Source organism: Streptomyces yangpuensis (assembly GCF_024666385.1).
In the GTDB taxonomy this organism is placed as follows: domain Bacteria; phylum Actinomycetota; class Actinomycetes; order Streptomycetales; family Streptomycetaceae; genus Streptomyces; species Streptomyces yangpuensis.
Map to the genome: position 1 here is coordinate 7,047,038 of NZ_CP102514.1, position 25,989 is coordinate 7,073,026.

The 25,989-nt window shown below is 73.1% G+C and carries 24 protein-coding genes, 1 tRNA gene and 1 pseudogene; 17 read left to right on the top strand and 9 right to left on the bottom strand.

Translation table 11 applies throughout. The annotated features are described in order from the left end of the window. Window positions 1–29 precede the first annotated feature (29 nt). Complete coding sequence (locus NRK68_RS31980) at window positions 30–1,424, bottom strand: cation:dicarboxylate symporter family transporter (RefSeq protein WP_257857492.1); 1,395 nt, start codon at window positions 1,422–1,424, stop codon at window positions 30–32. Window positions 1,425–1,529: 105 nt separating this feature from the next. On the opposite strand from NRK68_RS31980, the gene NRK68_RS31985 reads away from it, so the two are divergent. Both NRK68_RS31985 and NRK68_RS31990 read left to right on the top strand, forming a co-directional pair. After that, on the top strand, window positions 1,530–3,158 hold the full coding sequence (locus NRK68_RS31985; protein WP_183064661.1) for a sensor histidine kinase: 1,629 nt from the start codon (window positions 1,530–1,532) through the stop codon (window positions 3,156–3,158). Then, window positions 3,155–3,859 (top strand): response regulator, encoded by a 705-nt coding sequence (locus tag NRK68_RS31990; protein ID WP_183064662.1) that lies wholly within the window; start codon window positions 3,155–3,157, stop codon window positions 3,857–3,859. Before NRK68_RS31985 ends, NRK68_RS31990 begins: the two co-directional genes overlap by 4 nt. On the opposite strand, the gene melC2 is transcribed toward NRK68_RS31990, so the two are convergent. The 3 genes from melC2 to NRK68_RS32005 all read right to left on the bottom strand — a co-directional run bounded on the left by melC2 (window position 3,814) and on the right by NRK68_RS32005 (window position 6,507). Next, window positions 3,814–4,662: a tyrosinase MelC2 gene (melC2, locus tag NRK68_RS31995; RefSeq protein ID WP_257857493.1), complete on the bottom strand. Its 849-nt coding sequence runs from the start codon at window positions 4,660–4,662 to the stop codon at window positions 3,814–3,816. The two genes, NRK68_RS31990 and melC2, sit on opposite strands and share 46 nt — an antisense overlap. Continuing rightward, the gene (gene melC1 / locus NRK68_RS32000; RefSeq protein WP_257857494.1) at window positions 4,659–5,048 is read right to left on the bottom strand and encodes an apotyrosinase chaperone MelC1; all 390 of its coding nucleotides are present in this window, start codon (window positions 5,046–5,048) and stop codon (window positions 4,659–4,661) included. Before melC1 ends, melC2 begins: the two co-directional genes overlap by 4 nt. A gap of 220 nt (window positions 5,049–5,268) precedes the next feature. Further along, the gene (locus NRK68_RS32005) at window positions 5,269–6,507 is read right to left on the bottom strand and encodes an erythromycin esterase family protein (RefSeq protein WP_257857495.1); all 1,239 of its coding nucleotides are present in this window, start codon (window positions 6,505–6,507) and stop codon (window positions 5,269–5,271) included. Window positions 6,508–6,565: 58 nt separating this feature from the next. On the opposite strand from NRK68_RS32005, the gene NRK68_RS32010 reads away from it, so the two are divergent. The 5 genes from NRK68_RS32010 (at window position 6,566) to NRK68_RS32030 (ending at window position 11,653) form a co-directional block, all read left to right on the top strand. Continuing rightward, on the top strand, window positions 6,566–7,294 hold the full coding sequence (locus NRK68_RS32010) for a TioE family transcriptional regulator (protein WP_257857496.1): 729 nt from the start codon (window positions 6,566–6,568) through the stop codon (window positions 7,292–7,294). A gap of 166 nt (window positions 7,295–7,460) precedes the next feature. Further along, entirely contained in the window at window positions 7,461–8,087 is a 627-nt protein-coding gene (locus NRK68_RS32015) for an ArsR/SmtB family transcription factor (RefSeq protein WP_183064667.1), read from the top strand. A 5-nt stretch (window positions 8,088–8,092) separates the two neighbouring features. After that, a complete protein-coding gene (locus tag NRK68_RS32020) occupies window positions 8,093–9,433 on the top strand; it encodes an MFS transporter (RefSeq protein WP_257857969.1) in 1,341 nt (446 codons plus the stop codon). Window positions 9,434–9,459: 26 nt separating this feature from the next. Next, the gene (gene gad, locus NRK68_RS32025) at window positions 9,460–10,851 is read left to right on the top strand and encodes a glutamate decarboxylase (RefSeq protein ID WP_183064668.1); all 1,392 of its coding nucleotides are present in this window, start codon (window positions 9,460–9,462) and stop codon (window positions 10,849–10,851) included. 4 nt (window positions 10,852–10,855) lie between these two features. Further along, window positions 10,856–11,653, top strand: a complete 798-nt coding sequence (locus NRK68_RS32030) for a class I SAM-dependent methyltransferase (protein WP_183064669.1) — start codon at window positions 10,856–10,858, stop codon at window positions 11,651–11,653. Between the two features lie 232 nt (window positions 11,654–11,885). Here the strand turns inward: NRK68_RS32030 and NRK68_RS32035 are convergent, their stop codons facing one another. Both NRK68_RS32035 and NRK68_RS32040 read right to left on the bottom strand, forming a co-directional pair. Next, window positions 11,886–13,577 carry a sigma-70 family RNA polymerase sigma factor gene (locus NRK68_RS32035; RefSeq protein WP_257857497.1) on the bottom strand — a complete coding sequence of 564 codons (1,692 nt, stop codon included), beginning with the start codon at window positions 13,575–13,577 and terminating at the stop codon, window positions 11,886–11,888. A gap of 135 nt (window positions 13,578–13,712) precedes the next feature. Next, window positions 13,713–14,501 (bottom strand): IclR family transcriptional regulator, encoded by a 789-nt coding sequence (locus NRK68_RS32040; RefSeq protein WP_257857498.1) that lies wholly within the window; start codon window positions 14,499–14,501, stop codon window positions 13,713–13,715. 89 nt (window positions 14,502–14,590) lie between these two features. Between NRK68_RS32040 and NRK68_RS32045 the strand changes: the two genes are divergently transcribed. Together NRK68_RS32045 and NRK68_RS32050 are read left to right on the top strand one after the other, a co-directional pair. Next, window positions 14,591–15,376 (top strand): bifunctional 4-hydroxy-2-oxoglutarate aldolase/2-dehydro-3-deoxy-phosphogluconate aldolase, encoded by a 786-nt coding sequence (locus NRK68_RS32045; protein ID WP_257857499.1) that lies wholly within the window; start codon window positions 14,591–14,593, stop codon window positions 15,374–15,376. Beyond that, window positions 15,373–16,407, top strand: coding sequence for a PfkB family carbohydrate kinase (locus NRK68_RS32050; protein ID WP_257857500.1), 1,035 nt, complete (start codon window positions 15,373–15,375; stop codon window positions 16,405–16,407). Before NRK68_RS32045 ends, NRK68_RS32050 begins: the two co-directional genes overlap by 4 nt. Here the strand turns inward: NRK68_RS32050 and NRK68_RS32055 are convergent. Together NRK68_RS32055 and NRK68_RS32060 are read right to left on the bottom strand one after the other, a co-directional pair. Beyond that, window positions 16,304–17,584, bottom strand: a complete 1,281-nt coding sequence (locus NRK68_RS32055; protein ID WP_257857501.1) for a serpin family protein — start codon at window positions 17,582–17,584, stop codon at window positions 16,304–16,306. The two genes, NRK68_RS32050 and NRK68_RS32055, sit on opposite strands and share 104 nt — an antisense overlap. 65 nt (window positions 17,585–17,649) lie before the next feature. Continuing rightward, window positions 17,650–18,975 carry a glycoside hydrolase family 18 protein gene (locus NRK68_RS32060; RefSeq protein WP_257857502.1) on the bottom strand — a complete coding sequence of 442 codons (1,326 nt, stop codon included), beginning with the start codon at window positions 18,973–18,975 and terminating at the stop codon, window positions 17,650–17,652. Window positions 18,976–19,195: 220 nt separating this feature from the next. Between NRK68_RS32060 and NRK68_RS32065 the strand changes: the two genes are divergently transcribed. From NRK68_RS32065 to NRK68_RS32090, 6 genes are all read left to right on the top strand, one after another. Then, window positions 19,196–19,423: a hypothetical protein gene (locus NRK68_RS32065; protein ID WP_183064675.1), complete on the top strand. Its 228-nt coding sequence runs from the start codon at window positions 19,196–19,198 to the stop codon at window positions 19,421–19,423. Between the two features lie 72 nt (window positions 19,424–19,495). Next, window positions 19,496–19,572, top strand: a tRNA-Trp gene (locus tag NRK68_RS32070). A 620-nt stretch (window positions 19,573–20,192) separates the two neighbouring features. After that, window positions 20,193–21,284: an ATP-dependent DNA ligase gene (locus NRK68_RS32075; RefSeq protein WP_257857503.1), complete on the top strand. Its 1,092-nt coding sequence runs from the start codon at window positions 20,193–20,195 to the stop codon at window positions 21,282–21,284. A 335-nt stretch (window positions 21,285–21,619) separates the two neighbouring features. After that, window positions 21,620–21,937, top strand: a complete 318-nt coding sequence (locus NRK68_RS32080) for an STAS domain-containing protein (RefSeq protein WP_257857504.1) — start codon at window positions 21,620–21,622, stop codon at window positions 21,935–21,937. 141 nt (window positions 21,938–22,078) lie between these two features. Next, window positions 22,079–22,399, top strand: coding sequence for an STAS domain-containing protein (locus NRK68_RS32085; RefSeq protein WP_183064678.1), 321 nt, complete (start codon window positions 22,079–22,081; stop codon window positions 22,397–22,399). Window positions 22,400–22,455: 56 nt separating this feature from the next. Next, window positions 22,456–22,854: an ATP-binding protein gene (locus NRK68_RS32090; RefSeq protein WP_257857505.1), complete on the top strand. Its 399-nt coding sequence runs from the start codon at window positions 22,456–22,458 to the stop codon at window positions 22,852–22,854. A 14-nt stretch (window positions 22,855–22,868) separates the two neighbouring features. Here NRK68_RS32090 and NRK68_RS32095 read toward each other — a convergent pair whose 3' ends face one another. Then, the gene (locus tag NRK68_RS32095; protein ID WP_183064680.1) at window positions 22,869–23,582 is read right to left on the bottom strand and encodes an ATP-binding protein; all 714 of its coding nucleotides are present in this window, start codon (window positions 23,580–23,582) and stop codon (window positions 22,869–22,871) included. Window positions 23,583–23,698: 116 nt separating this feature from the next. Between NRK68_RS32095 and NRK68_RS32100 the strand changes: the two genes are divergently transcribed. Both NRK68_RS32100 and NRK68_RS32105 read left to right on the top strand, forming a co-directional pair. Continuing rightward, on the top strand, window positions 23,699–24,814 hold the full coding sequence (locus NRK68_RS32100; protein ID WP_257857506.1) for an AI-2E family transporter: 1,116 nt from the start codon (window positions 23,699–23,701) through the stop codon (window positions 24,812–24,814). A gap of 192 nt (window positions 24,815–25,006) precedes the next feature. Beyond that, window positions 25,007–25,762: pseudogene (locus NRK68_RS32105) on the top strand (IS5 family transposase); the annotation flags it as partial. Between the last annotated feature and the right edge of the window lie 227 nt (window positions 25,763–25,989).

The following is a 25,989-nucleotide window of genomic DNA, read 5'->3' on the forward strand; positions in this document are numbered from 1 at the left end:
CGTAGGGGCGGACCGGCCGGAGGAGGTGGCTAGACCGGTACGCCGTCCTTGGGGTTGTGCGCCGGGACCGGCACGGCGGCCGGGTCGGCGGCGGTGGTCGCGGCCGTGTCCGCTTCGACCGGCTCCGTCCCGTGTCCGTCGTCGACCAGCGTCTTCTCGTCGAACGGGACGCGCCCCGCGAGGACTTCCGCGGCCCGGTCGCGGTCGAACTCCTTCGTCCACGTCCCGATGAGCACCGTGGCGACCGCGTTGCCCGCGAAGTTCGTCAGAGCCCGGGCCTCGCTCATGAACCGGTCGATGCCCACGATCAGGCCGACGCCGTCGACCAGTTCCGGCCGGTGCGACTGAAGGCCGTCGGCGAGGGTGGCCAGGCCCGCGCCGGTCACCCCGGCCGCGCCCTTCGAGGCGATGACCATGAACAGCAGCAGCGAGATCTGCTCACCCAGGGCCAGCGGCGTGCCCATCGCCTCGGCGACGAACAGCGAGGCCATCGTCAGGTAGATCGCGGTCCCGTCCAGGTTGAAGGAGTACCCGGTCGGCACCGTGATACCGGTGACCGGCCGTGAGACGCCCAGGTGCTCCATCTTCGCGATCAGCCGCGGCAGTGCCGACTCCGAGGAGGAGGTCGAGAGGATCAGCAGGAACTCCCGGCCCAGGTAGCGCAGCAGGGCGAAGATGCTGACGCCCGTGCAGACGCGCAGCAGGGTGCCCAGCACCAGGAAGACGAAGAGCAGGCAGGTGGTGTAGAAGCCGATCATGATGACGGCGAGGGACTTCAGCGCGTCGATGCCGGTCGCCCCGACCACCGCCGCGATCGCTCCGAAGGCGCCCACGGGAGCCGCCCACATGATCATCGCGAGCACCCGGAACACCAGCTTCTGCACGTGTCCGATACCCCGCAGGACCGGTTCCCCCGCCGCGCCCATGGCCTGGAGCGCGAACCCGCACAGCAGGGCCACCAGCAGCGTCTGGAGCACCTCACCGCCGGTGAAGGCGGAGACCATCGTGGTCGGGATGATCCCCAGCAGGAACTCCGGGGTGCTCTCGGCCCCGCCCGCCTTGGCCTGCGCCTCACCCGCGCTGCGCGCCGCCTCGGTCAGCTGGAGCCCGCTGCCGGGTTCCAGCAGGTTGCCGACCAGCAGACCGATGGCCAGCGCCACCGTGGACATGACCATGAAGTAGCCGAGGGCCAGTCCGCCCACGGCTCCCACCTTGGCGGCCTTGCGCACGGAGCCGATCCCCAGCACGATCGTGCAGAAGATCACGGGTGAGATCATCATCTTGATGAGGTTCACGAAGCCCGTGCCCAGCGGTTTGAGCTCCACGGCCATGCCGGGCGCGGCGAACCCGACCCCGATGCCGAGCAGCACCGCGGCGATCACCGCGATGTAGAGATAGTGCGTTCTGTCGCGCTTGGCGGCCACGATGCCTCCTGGTGGTGAAGTCGTCCGGGGAGACCATCACCCAGGGCTGTGACCCCGGTCACCCTTGCGTTCATTGAGTTCACGACCCGGTGCACACTGAGCGCCATGTTCCGCTTCCCTCGTCCGCCGCGCAGCCTCGCCGGCCAGCTCTTCGCCATGCAGGTCCTGCTGGTGGCCGTGGTCGTCGCCGGCTGCGCCGTCTTCGCCTACGCCACCGCCCGGGGCCAGGCCGAGGAGGCCGCCCGGCGCCAGGCCGGAGCGGTGGCGCGGGCCGTCGCGGACTCGCCCTCCGTACGGGAGGCGGTACGGGGAGCGGCGCGCGGGAGCGACCCGTCGGTCGAGCTCCAGCCCTACGCGCAGAAGGTCCGCGTGGACTCCGGGGTCGACTTCGTGACGATCATGGCGCCGGACGGCAGGCGCTGGACCCATCCCGACCCCCGCCGGATCGGCGAGCCCTTCATGGGCAACACCGCCGCGGCCCTGCGCGGCGAGACCTTCAGCGAGACCTACACCGGCACCCTCGGCCCCTCCATCCGCGTGGTCACCCCGCTGGAGGACGGCGGCCGGATCGTGGGCCTGGTGAGCGCGGGGATCACCGTCCGCGCCATCAGCGACCGGCTCGGCGCGCAGCTCTCCGCCCTCGTCTGGGTCGCGGGCGGCGCGCTCGCCCTCGGCGGCGTGGGCACGTACGTCGTCAACGCGCGACTGCGCCGCCACACTCACGGCATGAACGCGGCCGAACTCAGCGCGATGTACGACTACCACCAGGCAGCACTGCACGGCGTCCGCGAGGGGCTGCTCATGCTCGACGGGCAGCGCCGGATCACCCTGGTCAACGACGCGGGCCGGGAGCTGCTGGGCCTGCCGGCCGACGTCACCGGCACCGGGGCGGCCGACCTCGGGCTGCCGGCCCCCCTCACCGGCGTACTGCTGGCCGACCGGCCCCGGGTGGACGAGGTGCACCTGACGGCGGACCGGGTGCTGGTGGTCAACAGCGCTCCGGTCGCCGGCGGTGGCCGCCGCGGCACCGTGATCACCCTGCGCGACCACACGGAACTGCAGGCACTGACCGGTGAGCTGGACCACGAGCGGGGCTTTACGCAGGCGCTGCGCTCCCAGGCCCACGAGGCGGCCAACCGGCTGCACACCGTGGTCTCCCTCATCGAGCTCGGCCGCGCCCAGGAGGCGGTGGAGTTCGCCACCGCCGAGCTGGAACTGGCCCAGGCCCTCACCGACGAGGTGGTCACCGCCGTGGGCGAGCCGGTACTGGTCGCACTGCTGCTGGGCAAGGCCGCCCAGGCGCACGAGCGCGGCATCGAACTCGTCGTCACCGCCGACAGCCGCAGCCTCGCCGACCTGGCCGGAGTGCCGCCGGCCCGCGACCTCGTGACCGTGCTCGGCAACCTCATAGACAACGCCGTCGACGCGGTGACGGCCGTGCCGGGCGCGCGGATCGCGGTCACCCTGCGGCCCGAGCGCCAGGGCCTGCTGCTGCGGGTCGCGGACAACGGACCCGGACTGCCCGAGGGGGTGGACGTGTTCCGCCGGGGCTGGTCCGGCAAGGGGGAGGGCCGCGGCCTCGGCCTCGCACTCGTCCGCCAGGTCGCACAGCGCCACGGCGGCGCGGTGGTCGCCTCGCAGGGACCGGGCGGCGGTGCGGAGTTCACCGTACGGCTGCCCGTGGCGCCGGAGCGGGCGGCGGAGCGGGCCCCGGCCGCGGGGGACCTGCGATGAGCGGCGCCGAGGTACGCGTGCTCGTGGTCGAGGACGACCAGGTCGCCGCCGACGCGCACGCGCTCTACGTGGACCGGGTGCCCGGCTTCACCGCCGTCGGCGCCGTCCATTCGCTCGCCGAGGCCACCCGGGTGCTGGAGCGCACCAGGGTCGACCTGCTGCTGCTCGACCTCGGCCTGCCCGACGGGCACGGCCTGCGCTTCGCGCGCGGACTGCGGGCCGCCGGGCATCCGGTCGACGTGATCGTGGTGACCTCCGCCCGGGACCTGGCCGTGGTCCGCGAGAGCGTCTCGCTCGGGGTGGTCCAGTACGTCCTGAAACCCTTCGCCTTCCCGACGCTGCGCGAACGGCTGCTGCGCTACGCCGAGTTCCGCCAGGCGGCGGGCGAGGCCTCCGGCCAGGACGATGTGGACCGGGCGATGGCCGCCCTGCGCGCGCCCCGCCCGGCCGAGCTTCCCAAGGGGCTGAGCGCGCCGACCCTGGACCGGGTCGCCGCCCTGCTGCGGGCCGCGTCCGAGGGGCTGACCGCGGCGGGGGCGGCCGAGGCGGCCGGGATCTCCCGGATCACCGCCCGCCGCTACCTGGAGCACCTGGTGGACACCGGCCGCGCGGACCGGACCCCCCGGTACGGCCAGGTCGGCCGCCCCGAACTGCACTACCGGTGGCTGGCGGAGGCCACCGGTTCGGTGTCGAAGGTGTAGAACTTGCGGTGGTCGAGCATGTCCGCCGGGGTCACGTCGTTCCACGGCCGCATGGTGTCGTTCAGGTCCACCACGTTCGTCGTGCCGGCGGCCGGCAGGTACGTGGACTGCGGGTGCTTGGCCTGCCAGTCCGCCCACAGCTTGTCGATGAAGGCGTGGTGCATCCAGAACACCGGGTCGTTGGGGGAGGCGCCGGTGGACATCTGGCCGCCGACCCACACGTGCACCCGGTTGTGCAGGTTGGCCCCGCGCCAGCCCTCCAGGTGGTTGCGGAAGCCGCCCGAGGAGCTGTTCCAGGGGGCCATGTCGTAGACCGGCATGGCCAGTACGGAGTCCACCTCGGCGCGGGTCGGCAGCTGCGCGACGCCCGCCCCGAGGGCGCGCCGCAGGTACGGGCGGCCGTCCACGCGCACGTCGATGTTCCAGCGGCCGGTGGAGTAGGCGAAGGGGCCGTCGATGACCTGCCCGTCCCGGGCCCGCCCGCTGCCGCCGAGGAAGTCGGGGGCCCAGAGGGAGGCGCGGGTGGTGCGGTCGACGGTCCAGTCCCAGTAGGGGAGCGCGACACTCGCGTCGACCTTCTGCAGTGCCTCCTCGAACTCCAGCAGGAAGCGGCGGTGCCACGGCAGGAAGGAGGGGGAGCGGTGGCCGACGCGGTCGCCCGAGTCGGTGTCGCTCATGATGAAGCCGTTGTGGGTGGTGACGAAGCGGTCGTAGCTGCCGTTGCGCTTGAGCTCCAGCAGGGCCGAGGTGAAGGCGCGCTTCTCGTCGGCGGTCAGCGTGGCCTGGTTCTTGCGGACGGTCATGCCGCACCTCCGAAGGGGACGAGGGGAGCGCCCTGGAGGTCACGGACGGCGGCACGGGCGAGCAGTCTGGGCTCGGTGAAGGTCTCGTAGTGGTTGATCACGCTGATCCAGCTGCCGTCGGCGTTCCGCATGATGTGGAGTTCTCTGCCGTCTATGCGGACGGTGGGTTGACCGGGTGAGTGGTGGCCACCGTGGTGGCCTCCTCCGCCCGCGGTGATCTGGATGCGACGGCCCTGGTAGACCTCGTCGACCGTGCCCTGGGGTGTGGGCGCGGCGGGGGTCGCGGCGGCGCTCGTGGCGACGCCCGTTGCTGCGGCCGTCAGGCCGAGGACGGTGAGTGCACCGGCAGTTGTCCCCAGAGCCTGACGGCGGGTGATCTTGTTCATGGCCGAAGAGGTATCAGCGCTCGGAAAGAGCTTGGCCGGTATCCGGACATCGGCGGATAAGTTGCCGGTAGAACAAGTTGGGTGATCTTCCTGTCCGGACCGGCTCCTGTGATCTGGGCAGGAAGATCTGCGGCAATGAGTCTACTGGGCAGTAATTTCTTTCGGCGACTGGGGGTCGTATGAGCGGTGTCACACTGAAGAGTCGGCCGGAAGCGGAGCGTCAGCTCGGTGGCCGGATGGACGCGGACCGACTCTGCGGGATGTCCTTGATGAACACGAGCCCGTCGGTCGCCGCCAAGTGGGACGGTTCGAACGGGAAGTAGCCGAACCAGGCGGACGCGCGGGGGGCGGCGAGCGTGTCGGCGAGCGCGGCGCCGAGGCCGCGGGAGTCGACGACGCAGAGGTCGTTTGGGAGCGCGTACAGCACCCCTTCCAGCGTGCCCGGCTGCGGGGCGTCCACTCCCCGGTGCCGGATCGTGCCGAGGGCTGTCGCGAAGAAGGCGTACTCCTCGCCGAGGCGGGCGCTCGCGATCGAACCGGCGCCCCACCACTCCAGTGGCAGGCCGCCCATCCGCATCGAGCTCTTCTCCCGCTGGAGGTGGCTGTTGTGGGCGTGGACCAGGGTGGGGCCGCGTTCGGCGAGGGCGAGGAGGTTGTCGGCCATCATCAGGTCGCGCAGGCCGGTCAGCCGCGTCAGGCGGCCGGGGGAGGTGTCGGCCATCCAGAAGTGGTAGCGCAGCAGGCCGGTGGCGGTGCGCCCGTGCAGGCGGGCCCGCTCCCACTCCTCCCGGGAGGGCGCCGTGCCCAGGTGCGGCGTCTGGGCGTCGAGCAGCGCCACAAGGTCGTCGGCGATCAGCCGCAGTTCCCCGGCCTCGGCGGACCGGCCCGTCGAGGCGGACGGGTCGGTCATCGCGGCCGGTTCGGTCCACCGGTCGTCGGCGCCGAGCAGGCCGTCGAGGGTGGGCGCGGTGCAGGGGAGCAGGTCGGCGTCGACGTGGCGGGCGAGGTATCCGTGGAGCGAGGTCAGGGCCTCCCGGGGGCTCGCCGCCGCGGCCATCTCCAGCGGGCCGTCGATGCCGGCGAAGCGGAGCCGGTCGGCCGCGGGCCGGCCGGTGTTGTACGCCCGCATCCAGCGCACGAGTTCGCGGTTGGCCTCGGACCCGCCCAGGCCGTGGCTGAACCCGCGCTCCATGACCTCGTCGAGGCTGCCCGTGCCGGAGGTGATGTAGGCGTCGACGAGCAGCCCCGCCAGGCAGTCGCTCTCGATCGCGATCGTCCGGTAGCCCTCCTCCTCGACGAGCTGCCGGAAGAGTTCGTTGCGCACGTCGAGCAGCGCGTCCTCGCCGTGGGTGGGCTCGCCCAGCGCGAGTACCCGCGGCCGGGTCGGAAGCAGGCCCATGACGGCGGCGGCCTCGACGGCATGGACGGCATGGACGGCATTCTTGATGTCGGTAGCCATGCCTTCAACGCTATCGTTGAAACCGCAGTTGAGACTTTCGCGCGATATCGTGGGGCTGATGGGGAAAAACCTTAAAACCCTTGAGCGGCTGAGGCCGGTCGACCTGGCGCGCGGGCACGGCCTGTCCACCCAGGCCGTCAGGAACTACGAGGAAGCGGGCATCCTGCCGCCCGCCGACCGCACACCCCACGGCCATCGCACCTACACCCCGCTCCACGCGCACGCCCTGGACGCCTTCCTCGCCCTCGTGCCCGGCCACGGCCACCGGACGGCGACGTCGATCATGCGGGCGGTGAACGAGGGTTCGGCCGAGGAGGCGTTCCGCCTCATCGACGAGAGTCACGCGCAGCTGCTGGAGGACCGGCGGACCCTCCGGGCCGTCGAGGACGCCCTGCACGACCTGGCGCTCGCCGGGCCGACACCCGCCTTCGCGTCCGCCCCCGGCGGTCTGTTCATCGGGCCCCTCGCGGACCGGCTCGGGATCCGCCCCGCCACCCTGCGGGTGTGGGAACGGGCCGGACTCGTCCACCCGCGCCGCGACCCGGTGACCGGCTACCGCGTCTACGACGAGGCGGCCGTACGGGACGCCCGTCTGACCCATCAGCTCAGGCGGGGCGGCTATCTGCTGGAGCAGATCGCCCCGCTGCTCACGGAAGTCCGGGCCGCCGGCGGACCGGAACCTCTGGAGGCGGCCCTGCACACCTGGCGCGACCGGCTGTCCTCCCGCGGCCGCGCACTGCTCACGGGGGCGGCCGGGCTGGAGGCGTACCTCCACGCCCGCACCTGACGGCCCGGCAGCCGTCGCGTACCGCGCACCGCACTGCGCACCGCGCACCGCAATGCGTACCGCGCACCGCAATGCGTACCGCGCACCGGGCATCGTGCGAACTCTCCCAAAAAACTTCTGCAAAGATGCTTTTGGAGAGTGTGCGGGCCGCCCTATCCTCCCCCTCATGCCCAGCGAAGATCACAAGCGCGTTCTCGATCCCGAACAGGACGCGGCGGCGCTCAAGGCCCTCACGCACCCCCTGCGCATCCGGCTGCTCGGGATGCTCCGGCAGGACGGCCCCGCCACCGCCAGCGAACTGGCGGTCAGGACGGGGGAGTCGTCCGCCTCCACCAGCTACCACCTGCGGGTCCTGGCGAAGTACGCGTTCGTCGCCGAGGCCGAGCACCGCGACGGGCGGGAGCGCCGCTGGCGGGCGGTGCACGCCCTGACCTGCTGGAGCAACCGGGCCATGGAGGCCACGCCGGGCAGCCGTGCCTACGTCACCCTCTCCCGCCGGGTGCAGATCCAGCACCTGGAGGAGTCGCTCCTCCGGCACGAGGCCGACCTCGCCGACGGCCGGCTCGGCCGCGAATGGGTGGAGCCCTCCGGGATCAGCGACCGGATGCCCAGGCTGACCCCCGAGTCCCTCACCGAACTGTGGGAGTGCTTCGGCGGGCGCCTGCGCGAACTGGCCGCGCGTGACGCGGGCGACCCGCGCGCGGTGCAGGTCGTACTCCTCACCGCCGGCCTGCCGCTGGCGCCGCGCGAGACCGGGGCCGCCCCGGACGGAGCCGCCGGGGGCGCCTCGTGAGCACGATGCCGGACCGGACCACCGCACTCCGACGCTACGTCACCGTCTGCGTCCTGTTCTGGCTGCCGCTGGGGCTGACGATCGCCCCCCTGATCCTGCTGCTCACCGAGCGCGGCCTGACGCTGGCGGCCATCGCCGGCTGCTTCGCCGCCCACTCCCTCACCGTCGTCGCGCTGGAACTGCCCACCGGAGGACTGTCCGACGCCCTCGGGCGTCGCGGCGTCCTGGCCGCCGCCGGCGTCGCCAACCTGGCCGCCCTCACCCTGGTGGCCCTGGGCACCGCCCCCTGGCAGCTCGGACTCGGTATGGCGCTGCTGGGCGCGGGCCGCGCCCTGTCCAGCGGACCGGCCGAAGCCTGGTACGTCGACACCGTCCAGGCCTCGGCCGGTCCCGGCGCCGAACTGCGCACCGGCCTGGCCCGCGGCTCCTCGGCGAAGTCCGCCGCGCTCGCGAGCGGCACCCTGCTGGGCGGCGCCCTGCCCTGGCTGCTCGGACTCGGGCCGGACCTCGGCGCCCGGCTGAGCGCGGCGACCTCCGGGCTGGTGCTGCCCCTCTCCGTGCCGCTGCTGCTGGGCGCGGCGGTCACGGTCGCCTTCGTCCTTCACGCCCTGGCCGCCCTGACCGAGCCGGCCCGGCCGGCGACCACCCTGCGCGGCGTGCTCCGCGGCATCCCGGCCACGGTGTCGGGCGGGCTGCGCCTCGGCGGGCGCGACCCGCTGGTCCGGCGGGTCCTCCTGGGTGCGGCGGGCGCCGGCAGCGCGCTGTCCGTGGTCGAACTGCTCACCCCGGGCCGTACGGCGGCCCTGACGGGTGCGCCGGAGTCGGGCGCGGTGCTCTTCGCGCTGCTCGCCTGTGCCGGATTCGCGTGTTCCGCCGTCGGCAGCCATCTCGCCCCGCGCACCGCCGCGTGGGCCGGCGGCGGGGAGCGCGCCGTCCTGGTGAGCCTCTGCGCCGGGGCGGGCGGGCTGCTCCTGCTGGCCGCCACGGCGGCGTCCACCGGGGTGGGCCCGGCGGTCCTCGCGGCCGCCGGCTTCGGGCTGGTCTACCTCGGCCTCGGTGCGGCGGGCCCGAACGAGGGCGAGCTGCTGCACCGCCGTGTCGATGGATCGGGGCGGGCCACGGCCCTGTCCGTGCAGTCCCTCGCCCTGCAGCTGTCGGCGGCCCTCACCGGTGCGCTCGCGGGCCTCCTCCCGCCGGGCCCGCTGCCCTGGCTGCTGGGAGCGGGTGCCCTCCTGGCGGCCGCCCTCCTGTGGTCGGGCCGCGGCGGCCGGCCCTCCCCGGTGGCTCCGCCCGCCGACGGCCTTCGGGCCGCACCCCGCGCCGAGGTCCGTTCTGCGGATAAATGAGACATCTCATCACTTATAGTCCCGCTATGGCTCTGCATGAGACGAAGGACGTATCCCGCCAGGACGCCGATACGGACGTGTTCGCGTCCACGTTGAGCGGCCAGATCCTCCCCAAGTACCGGATCCCGGAGGACCACTCACCCACCGAGGTCGTCTACGAGCTCCTCCGCAACGAGCTCCTTCTCGACGGCAACGCCGCCCAGAACCTCGCGACGTTCTGCACCACCTGGTCGGACGAGGGTGTGCACCGCCTGATGAACGTCTGTCTCGACAAGAACATGATCGACAAGGACGAGTACCCGCAGACCGCCGAGATCGAGTCCCGGTGCGTCAACATCCTGGCCGACCTGTGGAACGCCCCCGCCGGCACCCCCGCGACCGGATGCTCCACCACCGGCTCCAGCGAGGCCGCCATGCTCGGCGGCCTCGCCCTCAAATGGCGCTGGCGGGAACGCCGCCGAGCCGCGGGGCTCCCCACCGACCGCCCGAACCTGGTTTGCGGGCCGGTCCAGATCTGCTGGGACAAGTTCGCCCGCTACTTCGACGTCGAACTGCGCCAGGTCCCGCTGGAGCCCGGCGCCACCGGCCTGCAGCCGCATCAGCTCGCCCAGTACGTCGACGAGAACACCATCGGCGTCGTCGCCATCCTCGGCGTCACCTACACCTGCGACTACGAGCCCGTCGCCGAACTCGCCGCCGAACTCGACCGGATCCAGGCCGAGCACGGCTGGGACATCCCCATCCACGTCGACGGCGCCAGCGGCGGCTTCGTCGCACCCTTCCTCCACCCCGACGTGGTGTGGGACTTCCGGCTGCCGCGCGTCGCCTCCGTCAACACCTCCGGCCACAAGTACGGACTCGCGCCCCTCGGCGTCGGCTGGATCATCTGGCGCTCCGCCGACATGCTCCCCGACGACCTCGTCTTCAAGGTGGACTACCTGGGCGGCGACATGCCGACCTTCGCCCTCAACTTCTCCCGCCCCGGCGGTGAGATCATCGCTCAGTACTACCTGTTCCTGCGCCTCGGCCGGGGCGGCTACACCCGGGTCCAGCAGGCCTGCGCCGACACCGCCCAGTACCTGGCACGGCAGATCGCCGACATGGGCCCCTTCACCCTCCTCTACGACGGCAAGGGCGCCCTGCCCGCCGTCTCCTACACGCTCACCGACCCGGACGCCTCCCCCTTCACCCTCTACGACCTCTCCGACCGGCTGCGGATGCGCGGCTGGCAGGTGCCCTCGTACCCACTGCCCGCCGACCGCGACGACACCGTCATCCAGCGGGTCCTGGTCCGCCACGGCGTGACCCGCGACCAGATCGCCCTGCTCGTCGAGGACCTGCGCCGCGCGGTCGAACACCTGACGACCTCACCCCCGCCGGCCCCGGCCACCGCCCCCCGCTCCGGCTTCCACCACTAGCCGGATGGGCACAGGCGGTCCCGCCGACGTGTGGGCGCAGGGTGACGCCTATGAGCGGTACATGGGCCGGTGGAGCCGCCGGGTCGCCGAGGTGTTCGCGGCCCGGCTCGGCGGCCCGGCCGGCCTGCGCTGGCTGGACATCGGCTGCGGCACCGGGGCGCTGACCGCGGCCGTCGCCGCCCGGTACCGGCCGGAGGCCGTGCTGGGACTGGACCGCTCCCCGGGCTTCCTGCGCGTGGCCCGGGCCGCCGCGCCGGCGCCTGCCCTCTTCGCCGTGGCCGACGCGTCGGCCCTGCCGCTGGGCGACGCGGCGGTCGATGCGGTCGTCAGCGGGCTGTCCCTCAATTTCCTCGACCCGCCACGGGCGGCGGCCGAGGCCGCCCGGGTGGTCCGGCCGGGCGGCCTCGTCGCGGCCTACGTGTGGGACTACGCCGACGGCATGACCTTCCTGCGCCGCTTCTGGGACGCGGCGGCCGCCCTCGACCCGGCAGCCGCCGAGCTGGACGAGGGCCGGCGGTTCGCGCTGTGCCGGCCCGGTCCGCTGCGCTCGCTCTGGAGCGGCGCGGGGCTGGTCGACGTGACGGTCGCCGCCATCGAGGTGCCCACTGTCTTCAGCGGGTTCGAGGACTTCTGGGAGCCCTTCCTCTCCGGCCAGGGACCGGCACCCGGTTACGTCGCCGGTCTCGACGCCGCCGCCCGCGACCGGCTGCACACCCGGCTCGCCGCGACCTTGCCCACCGGGCCCGACGGGTCGGTCCACCTCACCGCCCGCGCCTGGGCCGTCCGGGGGAGGCGGCCGTGACGCAGGGGTGCCGCATCCCCGCCGGGCCGGCGGTCCCGCGGGTATTCGGCGCGCACGTCCGGACGGTCGCCGAGGTGTTCGCCACTCACGGTGAACAGGCGGGTGTTCAAAGCGAAGGCGAAGGCGGAGCTGGGCCGGACCCCGGGCCGCCCCGACTGCGTCGATGGGCTGCGCGCACTCGGCCGTGGCTGAGGCGGCCGCAGCGCGGGCCCGGCCGCCCGGCGGACGCTTCCTACTTGGCGCCGAAGTTCTGCGTCCACCACGGTCCGCCCGCGCCCTGGTGGATACCGACACCGATGTCCTTGAAGGAGCAGTTGAGGATGTTGGCCCGGTGGCCCGGGCTCTTCATCCAGGAGTCCATGACCGACTGCGCCGTCTGCTGGCCCCTCGCGATGTTCTCGCCGTACGTCGACCAGCGGTAGCCCGACGCCGTCGTGCGCTCCCCGGGGTCCTTGCCGTCGGGGTTGGTGTGGTCGAAGAAGCTCCGCGCGGCCATGTCGTCGGAGTGCCCCTGCGCGGCCGCCCGCAGCTGCGAGTCCTCCTTGAGGGGGCCGCAGCCGGCCGCCGCCCGCTCGGTGTTGACCAGCGCCACCACCTGGCCGGCGATGCCCGGTGGAGCGGGCGCGGGCTTGGGCGCCGAGGGGCGCGGGCTCGGCGAGCTGCTCCGGCTCTGCGTGGGGGTCGGGCTGGCCGACGGGCTCGCCGAGGCCGAGGCCGAGGCGGACGGGGAGGGGGAGACGGAGGGCGAGGCGGAGGCCGACGGCGAGGGGACCCCGGCGGACTCCGTCGCCGAGAGGGCGGCCAGCGGCGCCGCGGTGGCACCCGTGTCGTCCTTGGCGTCGCCCGCACCGGGGAGGCCGCCCAGGTACACCAGGCCGCCGCCCGCGACACACGCGGCGACCACCGCACCGCCGACCACCCGGCGGCGGCTCTGCCGGCGCTTGCGCAGTGCGCCCCGGCCGCCGGTGCCCGTGTTCGCCACCGGAGTGAGCTGGGTCGCGGCGTCACCGAACCCGGCGTCGGCGCCCGCCGACCCGCCGTGGGCCCCCGCCCCGCCGTTCGCGCCGTCCGCGTGCGCGGCGCCGTCCGCGAAGGGCGCGCCGTCCGCGTAGGCCACCGGGGCGAAGCCGGCCGTCCCGGCCGTCCGCATGCCCGCCAGCAGCGCCGCCGAGACCGGCACGAGGGCCAGACCGGCCAGCAGCCCCTCCGCCGGAACCAGCCCGCTCCACAGGCCGGAACACCGTACGCATTCCCGCGCGTGACGGGCTATTCGCTTGCGCCACAGCGCCGACGGCCTTCCGTCCCAGCCCGCCAGCACGCCCCGCAGCTCCTCGCACGCCGGCTGGGAGTCCAGGGCGCGCTCCACCACCCGCGCCGACTCCAGCTGCGCCTTCATCCGCTGCACCCGGACCGCCGTGTGCTGGAGGGACAGCTCCAGCGCCGAGGCCACCTCCGCCCGGGTCAGCTCACCGGCGCACTCCAGCCACCACAGGGACAGCAGCGCCCGGTCCTCGGGCTCCAGCCAGCGCGTCGCCCGGGCCGTCTCACGCCGCTGCCCGGCCAGGTTGAGGCGTACGACGGTCAGGTCGACGAAGTCCGCGCCCGGGTCGGCCACGTCCCAGGCCGACTCCAGGGTGCTCTCGCCGAAACCGCTCTGCCGGGCCCGCCAGTGCGCCCGCACCCGGTTCATCGCGATGGCCACCAGCCAGGACCGGAACGACTCGTCCGCGCGCAGCCCGCCCAGCCCGTCCAGGGCCCGCAGCATCGTGTCCTGCACCACGTCGTCCACGTCGCAGGAGCCGCCCAGGGCCCGCCCGACGATGTTGTAGACGAGCGGGAGGTGAGCGCCGACGAGCTCGTCCTGTGCACGGGGATCGCCCGTGCGAGCCGCTGCCACCAGCGCTGCGGTGTGCTGAGTAGTCATGTGAATGTCCCTGTCCGTACCGGCGGTCGATGATGCCCGATACATGGGAGACCGTGCAGGGGGGCCTCGATAACAGTTAATCGGAAGAATTTTCCCGGGGGTCTGTTCGAGGCCGCCATCGGGGTCGGTCGGGCGTCACAGCAGGGGCGCCAGCGCGCGGGCGGCGGCGTGCAGGGCGGGGGCGTACGACTCGATCTCCTCCCGGGGCACGAGGAAGGTCACGGTGGTGACGCTCACCCCGCCCACCGGCCGGCCCGACGGGCCGAGCACCGCCGCGCCGATGCAGCGGATGGTGGGCTCGTTCTCCTCGTCGTCGAGCGCGTGGCCGCGGGAGCGCACCGCCTCCAGGTGGTCGTGCAACGCCTGCGGGGTGGTGAGGGTGTTCGGCGTCCGGCGCGGCAGTCCGGTGGCGGCGACGAGTTCGGCGACCTCCCCGGCGGGCAGGTGGGCCAGGACCGCCTTGCCGATCGCCGTCGTGTGCAGCGGCATGCGCATCCCGACCCGGGAGGCCGTCCGGAAGGGCTGGTCGCCCTCCAGTTTGCGGATGCAGGTGATCGTCGCCCCGCTGTGCAGGGCGAGGTGGACCGTCTGGCCGGTGGTCCGCCGCAGTTCGCCGAGAACGCGCCCGATCCCGGCCGGTTCCCCGCCGTCGACCAGGGCGGACAACGCGCGCAGGCGCGGCCCCACCGCGTACCGGCTCTCGGGCTCCTGACGCACGAACCCCTGGTCGACCAGCGAGGCCAGGATGCGGAACGTGCTCGAATTGGGCACGGCGGCGGCCGCGGCGATGTCGGTCAGCCGGTGCGGGCCGCCGGGCACCGCCACCGCCTCCAGGACCCGCAGGGACTTCTCCGCCGCCGAACCGGCCGCCGACGACCGTCCCGCGCGCACGTCCTTCGGGGATTCCCCGGCATTCGGCTGCACGGCAACTCCCGCTGTGCATAAGGTCTGGACCACATCGTTCCGCCAGACGATACGCAGTTCCACTACGTGGAACAAACGAGGAGGGTTTCATGTCCACCGTGTCCTCCATGTCCGGTAGCTCCGGCACGCCCGCCCATCCGTACGCGGTGCTGGCCGCCCAGCGTCTCCTTCCGGTGCTGCGCAACGCCGACGCCGACGAGGCCGTCCGCGCCGCCATCCGCCTGCTCGCCGCGGGCTGCCGCGCCGTGGAGCTGACCACCTCCACCCCCGGCTGGGCCGCGGCCGTCGCCCGCACGGCCGGGCTCGAGGACGTGCGGGGGCGCCGCGCCCTGATCGGCGTGGGTACGGTGACCACCGCCGCGCAGGCCGCGGCCGCCCTGGACGCGGGCGCCGCCTTCCTGGTCTCCCCGTACCCGGCGCCCGAGGTCCGCGAGATCGCCGGGCGGCGCGGAGCCGTCTTCATCGAGGGCGGGTTCACCCCCGCGGAGATCGCCTCGGCCGTCCGGGCCGCCGGAGCGGCCAAGGTCTTCCCGGCCCATGTGGGCGGCCCGCGGTTCGTCCGCTCGCTCCGGGCCGTCCTCCCGGACGCGGTGCTCGTCCCGACCGGCGGCATCCGGCCCGACGAGGTGCCCGCCTGGATCGCCGCCGGTGCCACCGCCGTCGGCATCGGCGACGGCCTCCCCGCCGACCCGGCCGAACTCGCCGCCCTGTTCGCCGATCCGGCCTGCGGCCCCGGTCGCGGGGCCCCCGGCGAGCGGGGGCCCGCCGCCCAAGCCGCGGTCCAGGCCGGGGCCCAGGCCGCCGTCCGGCCCGCCGACCAGCCCGCGGTGCAGGCCGCCGACCGCGCCGTTGCCGCGCCGGAGCAGCGGCTGTGACCGGGCGGACAGCCACCGCCTACGACGTCCTCGTCCTCGGCGAGGTCCTGGTCGAGATCCACACCGGAACCGCGCTGCGCGATGCCGCCGACGGCACCCGGGCCCGCATCTCCTACTCCGGCGACACCCTCAACGCGGCGGCGGCCGCCGCCGCTGCCGGAGCCCGGACCGCCCTGCTCGCCGTGGTCGGCGACGACGAGCTCAGCGTCCCGCTGTTGCGGCGGGCGACCGAACTCGGCGTGGACGTCTCCCACGTCCGCCGCGCCCCGCACCCCAACGGCGCCTACCTGCTCTCCGCCGACCCCTACGGCGACCGGGAGTTCGTCTACTGGCGCACCCGCAGCGCCGGATCCACCCTCGGCCCCCGGCACGTCGGCTCCTGGCGCGACCTGCTCACCCGCTGCGGGGCCCTCGTCACCAGCGGGATCACCGGCGCCCTGGCGCCGAGCAGCCGGGCCGCCGTCCTGGCCGCCGCCCGCCTCGTCCACACGGCGGGCGGGCATGTGACGTACGACCCCAACTTCCGCCCCCGGCTCACCGGCCGGGCCGAGGCCCGGGACCTCCTCGCCCGGATCGCGCCGCTGACCGGACTGCTCAAGACCTCCTGTCCGGCCGACGCGCAGGCCCTCGTCGACACCAACGACCCGCGCACGGCCGCCGCCCGCCTGCGTGCGCTCGGGGCCCGGACGGTCGCCGTCACGGCGGGGGCCGGCCGGCTCCTGCTGGACGACGGCACGCGGGCGGAGTACCACCCGGTTCCGGTGAACCCCGAGCCCGTCGACGCGACGGGTGCGGGCGACTGCTTCACGGGCACCGCCACCGCCCGGATCGTCCTCGGCGACACCCTCGCGGACGCCGTGGCGCACGCCACCGCCGCCGCCTCCCTGTCGGTGTCCGGCCGCGGCGGCACCGGGCGGGTCCCGGCCTTCAGTGAGACGGCGGCACTGGCGGCCGCACACCGGGGAAGGGCGGCGGAGCGAGCAGGCCGGCCGCTCCGGGCCGACCCTGCGCCGCGGCCTCCGGCTCGGTGACCCAGCCCGCGGCGAGGACCAGCCCGGAGGCGCGGTGCACGGCCAGGAACCCGAACGGCCGGTCGAAGCGGAGCTCGGCCCGCCGGGCCCGGTGGCTCGGCTGCCGCGCGGCACCGCCGGGCCGGGCGGCGACGGCGGTGACGGCCGCCGCCTCGAACCCCGCGGCGTGGAAGCGGGCCATGGCCGACTGCCGTGCGGAGCCGATGGCCAGTGGCTGCGTGCTGATGCCGGGGAAGTGGCCGTAGTTGTGGTCGGTCGCGGTCAGGAGCCCGAACAGTGCCGCGTCCTCCAGCAGGTCGTGCTCCGCCGACAGCGAGAAGGCCACCGTGGACACGGACAGCTGCGGCTGCGGGCTGAAGGCCCGCACCGCCCCGATCGTCAGCCCGGGGCCCGGCGCCCCGTCCGCGAGGGCGTCGCCGCCCACCAGCGGGCCGGTACCGGTAGCGGCGGCGACACCGGTCGCCAGTACGTCGGCGGCGGGCGCCGCCGGGCCGCCGAGGAGCAGGTGCACGTCCAGGTCGGTGTCCGCCGCGCCGGTGACCTCCAGGACGGTGACCGGCCCGGCGGGCCCCTCGGCCACCCGGACCGGGTCCAGCGAGGGCGTGGTGCGTGAGAGCTGCCGCACGGCGCGCCCCGCCCAGGGGCCGTCGGACACCCGGCCCGGGAACTCCCTGAAGGGTTCCTTCCACTTCAGTGTCAGTGCGAGCGCCGAGGCGAGGACGAGGCGGGTGTCCGGCTGCAGATTGACCGGCATGCGTTCGATCAGGCCCCCCGTCCGGTCCGACGCCCAGCCGTCCAGGGCCTTGGTGTCCCTGGCCAGGTCGTAGGTCAGTGTTCCCCGGGTGCCGGGCGGGAGCTTCGCCGACCAGCCGGCCTTCAGCCGCAGGTCGGCCTGGGTCCACAGGCCGGTCGCCGCGCTGAGCCCCCGTACGCCGGCCAGTGCTGCCAGCAGCTCCCGGGCGGCCCCGGCCGCGTCCTCGGCGGGTATGCCCAGAGCCTGCGTCAACTCCTCGCGGGCGGGCCCGCCCGCGCCGTCCGCGAGCAGGGCGAGCAGCGGCCAGACCCCGGCCGCGGTGAACACCGTGCCCTCGGCGCCGGAAGCGGCCCGCGAAGCCCAGCGCGTGCTGAGGTGATTGACCGCTCGTACCGTTGTCCCGCTCGTCTTCGTCGTCGTCATGCGGGGGAGCGTACGTGGAGGGACGCCGCCGGGCCGGACGGATCTCCACGGCCCGGCGGCGCCGGTCAGCGGCCGCGCAGGCCCCGGTCGACGGCCGTCACCAGCTCGCCGTCGGCGGTGTCCGCGTCGAGCGACCAGAACATCGCGCCGCCCAGGCCGTGTTCACGGACATAGCCGGTCTTGGCGCGCAGTACCTGCGGATCGTCGTACGTCCACAGGGTGGTGCCGTCGAAGAGCCAGGCGTGCCCGCCGCGCCGGTCGCGGTGGATCTGGTACGCGCCGGAGCCGGCCAGCTTCTTCAGGGCCTTGTAGTCCTCGTACCCCGCGGCCCAGGTGGCCGGGGCCGGGCCGGCGGCGGGCTGCCCCAGGCCGTCCCCGCCACCGGTGACGCCGGTCCAGCCCTGCCCGTAGAACGGCATGCCCATCACGAGCTTGTGGGCGGGCGCGCCGCGCCGCTTCCAGGCTTCCACGGTGCCGTGGACGCTGAAGTCGCCGCGGGCGTACAGCGCGGACTGCTGTGCGGTCCTCGGCTCGCCGGAGACGTGGAAGTCGTAGCCCTGGAGGTTGACGAAGTCCAGGTCGCGCATGATGCGGCGGACGTCGAAGCCCGCGTCGATCTTGGCGGGCGCCGTCGGGACAAAGGCGGTCAGCTCGTACTTCGTGCCCCGCTTCTGGGTGCGGGCGTACGCGTCGAGCTGGGTACGGAACTCCTTGACGAGTTCCGTGAAGTTGCGCTTGTCCTCGGGCCGGTACGTGGTGTCCGTATCGCCCGCCGAGCCGGGCCACTCCCAGTCGAGGTCGATGCCGTCGAAGACACCGGCGGCGGCCCCGGCGCCGCCGCGGGTGCCGTCCTGGGGGAGGTTGCCCTTGATGTACAGGTCGATGCAGGAGGCGACGAAGGCCTTGCGGGAGGCGGGGGTGAGCGCGGCGTCGGAGAAGTGGGTGGACCAGCTCCAGCCGCCCAGCGAGATCAGCACCTTGAGGCCGGGGTGCTTGGCCTTGAGCTCCTTCAGCTGGTTGAAGTTGCCGGCCAGGGGCTGGTCCCACGTGTCGGCGACGCCGTCGACGGAGTCAGCGGCGTCGAGCGGGCGGGCGTAGTCGGCCCAGGCGTCGGCCTCGCCGGGGACGTTCCCGGTGAAGCACGTGCCCTCGGCGCTGACGTTGCCGAAGGCGTAGTTGATGTGGGTGAGCTTGCCGGCGGAGCCGTTCGCCTCCAGGTCCTGGACCTGGAAGTCCCGGCCGTAGACGCCCCATTGGGTGAAGTAGCCGACCTTCTTGTACGAGCGGCCGGCGCCGCTGTCCGCACCGTCGGCGGCGGCCGGGGCGAAGGCGGTCAGCAGGGAGAGGGAACAGGCGGCTACGGCCAGTCTGCCGAGCATGCTGCGGCGCATGGGCTTCCTTCGAGGATGCGAGGAGTGGGCGTGAGCGCGTGCGGCGGTGCATGCCGGAAACTATTGGTCTGGACCATCTGGGTCAAGGGGGCAGCCCGAACTCGGCGCCCTGCGGACGCACCTCGGTAATGTGTGCGAGTCGTTCTGGCCGGTGCACCCCGGGCGGCCAGCGGCCGAACAGCCCGTGGTCTTCCCCGGGTCCGAGGGGGAGGCGGGCGTCGTGGCGCGCGATCTGGGCGACTTTCTGTGGCTGCTGGCCGACGGGTGCGGTCCGTACGAGGCGGCCGCGCCGTACGGGGCCGACCGGACCTCGCGTCCGGACGAGGCCCTGACTGCCGTCGCGGTCCGGTGCGCACCGGACGCGCGGAGCACGGCCGCCGCCGTGGTCGAGCGGGCGGCCGAGGAGTTCCCCGGCTTCGACGACATGATCACGGAACTCTGCCGCTGATGCCGTCCGGCGCGGCGCGCCGGTAATTCACTTGGTCACCCGGCCCGGCCGTGCCATGGTTGGTCCCACCGAAGGGGTGTAGCTCAGCTGGTCAGAGCAACGGTCTCCAAAACCGTAGGCCGCAGGTTCGAATCCTGCCGCCCCTGCCACGAGGGAAGTGACCCGAACGGCTCTCGTCCTGGAGAGGGCGTGAGCCCCTGCCCGCGCCTCAGGTTGGGGCTTCAGGCCACGAACGGGATGGCGTGGCCGGGCCATTGCTGCCCGGGGCGCAGGAATCGCCGGCTGCCCTGTTCGTCGCGCACCGAGAAGAACCCGGCGCCCGTCAGCCGCTGTGCGATCTTCCTGCGGCGGATCGCCCCCCACGGTGACTTGTCGTCGAGCAGGATGACGGTCAGAGCCGCGGCGGTTCGGGGAGCGGCTTCAGCGAGCCATGCTCCAGCCCGGGCACCGTCCCGCCGTTGCCCCGGCTGCGGATGGGAGCGCTCGTTCCCAGCGGTTCGTGCGGGCCGAGCCGAGCGGCTTGCGGCGGCGACTACACCTTCAGGCGGAGGGTAGAAGCAGTCGACCGGAAGGGAGGGCCGAGCAACGGAGGTGGGCGATCATGGCTCGTCCCGTGTGGGCCGGGAATGTGTCGTTCGGGCTGGTCAGCCTGCCGGTGGGCCTCTGCACGGCAACTGGAGCGCGCCCGGAGCCCGAAGCCCACCGGCGACAAGGCCGGCCGGCATGAGGGGCGGAGAGGCGGCATGAGCAGGAAGGGCGGGCCCCCGGAATGAGCCTGCGGCCGCCGGTGGAGCCGATGCTCGCGCAGGCCGTGGAGGCGGTGCCCGGGCCCGGCGTGCTGGGCGAGCTGGCTTTCGAGCAGAAATTCGACGGCTACCGGGTGCTTCTGTTCACCCCCGCCCGGACGGGGGAGCGGCTGGTGCTGCAGACCCGGCGCGGGCGGCACGTCCAGGACCGTTTCCCCGACCTCGTGGCCGCCGCCGAGCAGTTGCCGGACGGGCTGGTCCTCGACGGCGAACTCCTCACCTGGGACACGGCCGCGGGCCGGCTCTCCTTCGAGGGCCTGCAGCGCCGCACCGCCGCCCGCGGCGCCACCGCGCGGCGCCTCGCCGCGGCCCTGCCCGCCTGCTTCGTCGCCTTCGACGTCCTGCAGCAGGACGGCACCGAGCTGCTGCACCACCCCTACCGGCAGCGCCGCCTCCGGCTGGAAGGCCTCTTCGCAACCCGCCGGCTGGCCGCTCCCTGGACGCTGTGCCCCATGACAACGGACCTGCTCAAGGCCGAGCAGTGGCTGGAATCCTGGACGGACATACCCGGCCTCGAGGGCATCGTGGTCAAGGCCATGAACCAGCCCTACCGCCCCGGGCACCGGGGCTGGTACAAACTCCGCCGCCGGGACACCACCGAAGCGATCATCGGCGCGATCACCGGCACCCTGATCCGCCCCCAGCTCCTCCTGCTGGGCCGCCGCGACCTCGGCGGCGTCCTCCGCCCCACCGGCCGCACCGCACCTCTGCGGCCCGAAGCCGCCCGCCTGGTGGCGGAGAACCTCACCGCCGCCGGCCCGACGCACCCCTGGACGGACATGCGCTTCGCCTCGGCCTGGGCCGGCCGCGAAACGTTGGACGTGACCCTGGTCCACCCCGACCTCGTCGCGGAGATCAGCGCCGACACCGCCATCGACCGCGGCGGTGTCCACCGCCACCCCGTGCGCTTCAAACGGCTCCGCCTGGACATGAGCGCCGAGGAAGTGCCCCTCTTCACCGCAGCCGACCACGGAGAAGACGCCTCACCTGCGCGGGCCGGCAAGCGACGACGCCCGCTGGACCCCGGAAAGGGCCACCGCCGGGGCACTTCCTGAAACGGGCGGCTGCCCCCCCGCACCCATCGCCCGTACCAGGCCGAAGGGCAGGTCCCCCGGCGTGATCAACGGGGGAACGGGCCCCGACCGGCCGTCGGCCGACCGGCACCTCTGGCGTCCGGAGCGGGAACATGACACGCTCGAAGAGTTGCCAGCCTGGTCCGGTGAGAGACCCCGCGCTACTGAGTGATCACTCCTGGTGGTCGATGGAGAGTGCGGGTGGTCTCGCTCGGCTGTGCGCGGCCCCTGTATGCCGCGCGCTTGACGGCCTTCTCCGCCCCGAAAACGGGGAGCCGACCGTAATGGGCTCCGATCCCTCAAAGGGCGGTCACACCGTGTACCCCACTCTGGATCTCGGCGTTGCCGTGCGACCCGGCAGGACGGTCCTGACCGTCACCGGTGAACTCGACATGGACAGCGCGCCGCGCCTCACCGAAGCCGTCGACCCGCTCGACCTGGGCCGGACTGTGACCCTGGACCTGTCGGCCGTGACGTTCGTCGACTCCTGCGGCCTCAACGCGCTTCTCGCCCTTCGCCACCGCGTCCGCCTCGTAGGCGGAACGCTGGAACTGAACGGTCTGCCCGACCAGGCCCTGCGCCTGCTGGACCTCACCGGCACCCGTTCCCTGTTCACGCTCTGCGCCGGACCCTGAGGGCTGTCCCGCGCATCCGGCCTGTGGTCGCTCCGTGATCCGTTCAGCGAACCTCTGGATCTTCGTTTGGTGACTTTCGGAGCCGGCCGGGCGGCCCGTACGGTCACCCTGGTCAGATCCGTTCGTGTTCCGGGAGGCAGGGTGCAGGAACCCCAGGTGGCGGTCAGGGCCGAGGCCGACGGTGTGCGGGTGGTCGTCTGCTCCGGCGAGTTCGACCTGGACACCACAGGACTGCTGGTCGACGCCTGCGACGTCAGACCGATGCCGGCCGACCTCCTCGTCGTCGATGTACGGCAGGTGACGTTCGGCGACTCCAGCTTCCTCAACGCCCTGATCCGGCTCCGCAACACCCGCCGGCTGGCCCTCCTGGGCCCGCTCCCGAACCAGCTGCACAGGATGATGCAGATGACGGGTGCGCTGCCCCTGTTCGAGATCTGCGACACCATCGAGCACGCAGGATGAACCAATGGGGGGTGCAGGGCCGGAATCTCTTGCGGCGGCTGGGGAAGCCGAGGAGCATGAGCCCCCTAACCGGTACACCGAGTCAGCCGACCGCGACGACGTGTGCACAGGCGAGGGAGACCGCACGGCGCGTCCTGGCGGGGCAGGACTTCCCGCCGGACCTGGTCTCCGACGTGCTGACCGTGGTGAGCGAGCTCGTCTCCAACGCCGTACGGCATGCAGGTGGCGTCACGGGTTTCCGGGTCACCGCCCGGGCGGGCCGGGTCGTCGTCGAGGTGTCCGACGGCTCCGCTCTCCTGCCGCACCTGCGTCCGGCCTCCCCGCACACGCCCGGCGGCTTCGGATGGCGGGTGGTGAAGACCCTCGCCCCCAGTACCTTCGTCCGCTCCCACCGCAACGGCAAAACCATCATCGCCACCCTCCCCTCCCACCCCGGCCCCCCACCCGCCCCCTGAGGACGCCGGCCGGGTCAGGAGAGACCGTCACGGGCGCACCGCGGGCTTGTGGCCTGCCAGGCGCCGGCCGTGCTGTCGAAGCGGACGAGTCCATCCGGGTGCCCGCCCTCGCGCCGGTCGTCGAGGCGGGCGGTCAGGTGGGGCCAGTGCCCGGACCAGCGCAACACATCGCCATCGGTCAACGACCAGCGCGTACGCAGGGCTTCGTCCGGCAGGAAGCGGACACAGGTCCCCGTGCTCCCGTCGGGCTCGAGGGGCTGCAGTCCGGTCACGGGGATGCCGTGCTCGTAGCGCTGGGTCCAGGATCCGTCGAGACGGCGGTTGGTGTGCGTCAGCCACTCGCTGAGCGCTGCGACGACGGACATGCCGCGACGCGGATGTCCGTCCGGCAGACGCTCCGTCTCCGGGAGGTCGAAGAACCGGAGATCCTTCGTCGCCATGACGGGCTTCTTCACCACGTGGCCGTGCTCGTCGACCCGGGTGTCGGTTCCCCGGCCGTCGTCCTCCACCGACACCGAGCCGTCGGGATGCAGCGTGACCACACATCGTCCTCCGCCCCGGCTCGCCGCCTCGTCAGCGGCGTAGGCGACGATCTCGAGCACGAGGTGTTCGGGCCCGCCCGGCGCGAACTCTGCCGGTCCGCGGCGGATCCGGCCGAGATGGGCCGCGTCCACGGTGCCGGCCCAGTCGTGCGTGGTGTTGACCCAGGAAATCCTCGTTCCGTCCATGCGACGAGTATCCGTCGGGTGAGAGCCCTGCCCCGGCAGTCGAACGGCCGCTGCGAATCCCAGCGCCGCCCCGGGGCCGAACTCGGCGCGGAGACCGGCGTGACTAGGGTGACGTCATGTCTGCCATTCCGAGTTCCGCAAGGGCCGCTGCCGCACTCCGTACATCGGCACGGGTTTCCGCCGAACTGCTGGTCGTCGCGGTCATGGCGGCCTCGACCCTGTGGGTTCTGAGCCGGATGTGGTCGGTCGTCTGGCCGCTCATAATCGCCCTGTTCCTCACCACCCTGACCTGGCCCCTGGCCGCATTCCTGCGTCGCCGCGGGTGGCGGCCCGCGCCGGCGGCCTCCGCGGTGACGGTGCTGTCCCTTCTGGCGGCCGCGGGCATCGTGGCGCTGATCGCCGTCCCCGTGGCCTCCCAGTCGGGTGAACTGGCCGATGGCGTCACCGAGGGCATCCAACGACTGCGCGAATGGGCGGCCGGCCCGCCGCTGAACATAGGCGACGACCAGATCAGCGGCGCCACCGACGCCGCGATGGACCGCCTCCAGAACAGCGTCGGCAGCGCGGTCTCGACCGTCGCCACGGGGGTGAGCACCATCTTCAACGGCCTCATCACCGCCGTCCTGGCGCTCTTCCTGATGTTCTTCTTCCTCAAGGACGGCTCCCGCTTCCTGCCATGGCTCACCCGTCAACTCCCGGGCCGCCTCGCCACCGACATTCCGGTCGTGGCCGCGCGCAGCTGGGAGACCCTCGGTTCGTTCGTCCGCTCGCAGGCCTTTGTCGGGCTCCTCGACGCCGTGTTCATCGGCCTGGGGCTGTGGATCGTAGGCGTGCCGCTGGTCCTGCCGCTGGCAGTTCTGACCTTTGTTTCCGCGTTCGTTCCGATTGTGGGGGCTCTCTTCGCAGGGCTGGTGGCGGTGCTCATCGCGCTGGTGTCGAACGGGCCGACCGACGCGCTGATCGTCCTGGCCATCATCGTCGCGGTGCAGCAGCTCGAAGGAAACGTGTTCCAACCCATGATCCAGAGCCGCAGCCTCGGTCTCCACGCGGCGGTGGTCCTGCTGGCCGTCACCCTGGGCGGCAGCCTGGCGGGCGTCGTGGGCAGCCTGCTGGCCGTACCGGTGGCCGCACTCGTCGCCGTCGTCTGGAACCACCTGCGCGACCAGCTCAGTGAACCAGAGCACAGGGGCGAGACCTGTGACGAGCTCCCCGCCGTTCCCGGCCCGTCATAGCACCCCGGACTCCGGGTCCTCCGAGGCGGCCACCGACCGGCTGCGGGTGCGGGCGTGGGTGGCCGCCTCGGACCGCCGCACCGCCCGGCCACCGGGTCACCAGCCGGTCCGGCCAACACACCTAGAGCGTGTCTCTTTGATCGGTTGGTCAGTTGATCGGAGATGTCGGTCCGGTTAGTGAGCACTGATGCGATGTGGGACCGGATCGAGCCGCTGATGCCGGCCGATCCGGTCCGCGGTCGGCGGTGGGCAGATCACCGCCGAACCCTGGAGGCCATCGCGTGGAAGTACCGCACCTGCTCGCCCTGGCGGGACCTGCCGGACGTGCTCGGCTCATTCCAGACTGCTCACAAACGCCTGATCAGGTGGGCCGTGGACGGCACCTGGGAACGCATTCTTGCCGCGGTCCTGACAGCGGCAGAGGGTGCTGACGACATCGGCTGGACCGTTTCGGTGGACTCCACGTCTGCCGAGCTCACCAGCACGCCGCCGGGGCCAGGAAAAGGGGCTCCAGGCCGGGCCGAACCCGGAGACCACGCACTCGGACGGTCCCGAGGCGGCCTGAGCACGAAGGTCCACCTCGCCAGCGACAGCCGTGCACGGCCCTTAGCTCTCCGAGTCACCGCAGGCCAGGCGGGCGACGCCCCGGCCTTCGAAACCGTCATGGCCGCAATCCGTTTTCCGCGGAGCGGACCGGGAAGACCGAGAACCCGACCCGATGCCGTCGTGGCGGACCGCGCGTACTCATCCCGCGCGATCCGGAACCACCTCCGCCGACGCGGAATCCGCGCTGTCATCCCCCAGCCCTCCGACCAAATCGGCCACCGTCTACGGCGAGGCCGTGCAGGCGGCCGACCGCCCACTTTCGACTCGGAGGCGTACAAGCAGCGCAACGCGCTCGAACGGTGCATCAACCGGCTCAAGCAGTGGCGCGGCCTGGCCATGCGAACGGACAAGCTTGCCATCGCCTACCATGCCGCACTCCACCTCGCCACCATCCTCATCTGGGCACGAGGCTGACCACAGAGACGGAACGCAGCCGGAGCGAAGTAGCGCATGTCACCCAGACTCACTGGTGAGGCAGGCGTGACACAGGCATCGGTCCGGGTGAGGAGCCCACGGCGCCGTTTCGGCTCGGTACCGACATGCGTACCGCTCCAGCGTCGCGGAGATGT

Excerpts from the sequence above, each read along its gene's own strand:
- NRK68_RS31985 (WP_183064661.1), top strand. The coding sequence starts at position 1,530 with ATGTTCCGCTTCCCTCGTCCGCCGCGCAGCCTCGCCGGCCAGCTCTTC.
- NRK68_RS31990 (WP_183064662.1), top strand. The coding sequence starts at position 3,155 with ATGAGCGGCGCCGAGGTACGCGTGCTCGTGGTCGAGGACGACCAGGTC.
- melC2 (WP_257857493.1), bottom strand. The coding sequence starts at position 4,662 with ATGACCGTCCGCAAGAACCAGGCCACGCTGACCGCCGACGAGAAGCGC.
- melC1 (WP_257857494.1), bottom strand. The coding sequence starts at position 5,048 with ATGAACAAGATCACCCGCCGTCAGGCTCTGGGGACAACTGCCGGTGCA.
- NRK68_RS32005 (WP_257857495.1), bottom strand. The coding sequence starts at position 6,507 with ATGGCTACCGACATCAAGAATGCCGTCCATGCCGTCCATGCCGTCGAG.
- NRK68_RS32010 (WP_257857496.1), top strand. The coding sequence starts at position 6,566 with ATGGGGAAAAACCTTAAAACCCTTGAGCGGCTGAGGCCGGTCGACCTG.
- NRK68_RS32015 (WP_183064667.1), top strand. The coding sequence starts at position 7,461 with ATGCCCAGCGAAGATCACAAGCGCGTTCTCGATCCCGAACAGGACGCG.
- NRK68_RS32020 (WP_257857969.1), top strand. The coding sequence starts at position 8,093 with ATGCCGGACCGGACCACCGCACTCCGACGCTACGTCACCGTCTGCGTC.
- gad (WP_183064668.1), top strand. The coding sequence starts at position 9,460 with ATGGCTCTGCATGAGACGAAGGACGTATCCCGCCAGGACGCCGATACG.
- NRK68_RS32030 (WP_183064669.1), top strand. The coding sequence starts at position 10,856 with ATGGGCACAGGCGGTCCCGCCGACGTGTGGGCGCAGGGTGACGCCTAT.
- NRK68_RS32035 (WP_257857497.1), bottom strand. The coding sequence starts at position 13,577 with ATGACTACTCAGCACACCGCAGCGCTGGTGGCAGCGGCTCGCACGGGC.
- NRK68_RS32045 (WP_257857499.1), top strand. The coding sequence starts at position 14,591 with ATGTCCACCGTGTCCTCCATGTCCGGTAGCTCCGGCACGCCCGCCCAT.
- NRK68_RS32055 (WP_257857501.1), bottom strand. The coding sequence starts at position 17,584 with ATGACGACGACGAAGACGAGCGGGACAACGGTACGAGCGGTCAATCAC.
- NRK68_RS32060 (WP_257857502.1), bottom strand. The coding sequence starts at position 18,975 with ATGCGCCGCAGCATGCTCGGCAGACTGGCCGTAGCCGCCTGTTCCCTC.
- NRK68_RS32075 (WP_257857503.1), top strand. The coding sequence starts at position 20,193 with ATGAGCCTGCGGCCGCCGGTGGAGCCGATGCTCGCGCAGGCCGTGGAG.
- NRK68_RS32090 (WP_257857505.1), top strand. The coding sequence starts at position 22,456 with ATGAGCCCCCTAACCGGTACACCGAGTCAGCCGACCGCGACGACGTGT.
- NRK68_RS32095 (WP_183064680.1), bottom strand. The coding sequence starts at position 23,582 with ATGGACGGAACGAGGATTTCCTGGGTCAACACCACGCACGACTGGGCC.
- NRK68_RS32100 (WP_257857506.1), top strand. The coding sequence starts at position 23,699 with ATGTCTGCCATTCCGAGTTCCGCAAGGGCCGCTGCCGCACTCCGTACA.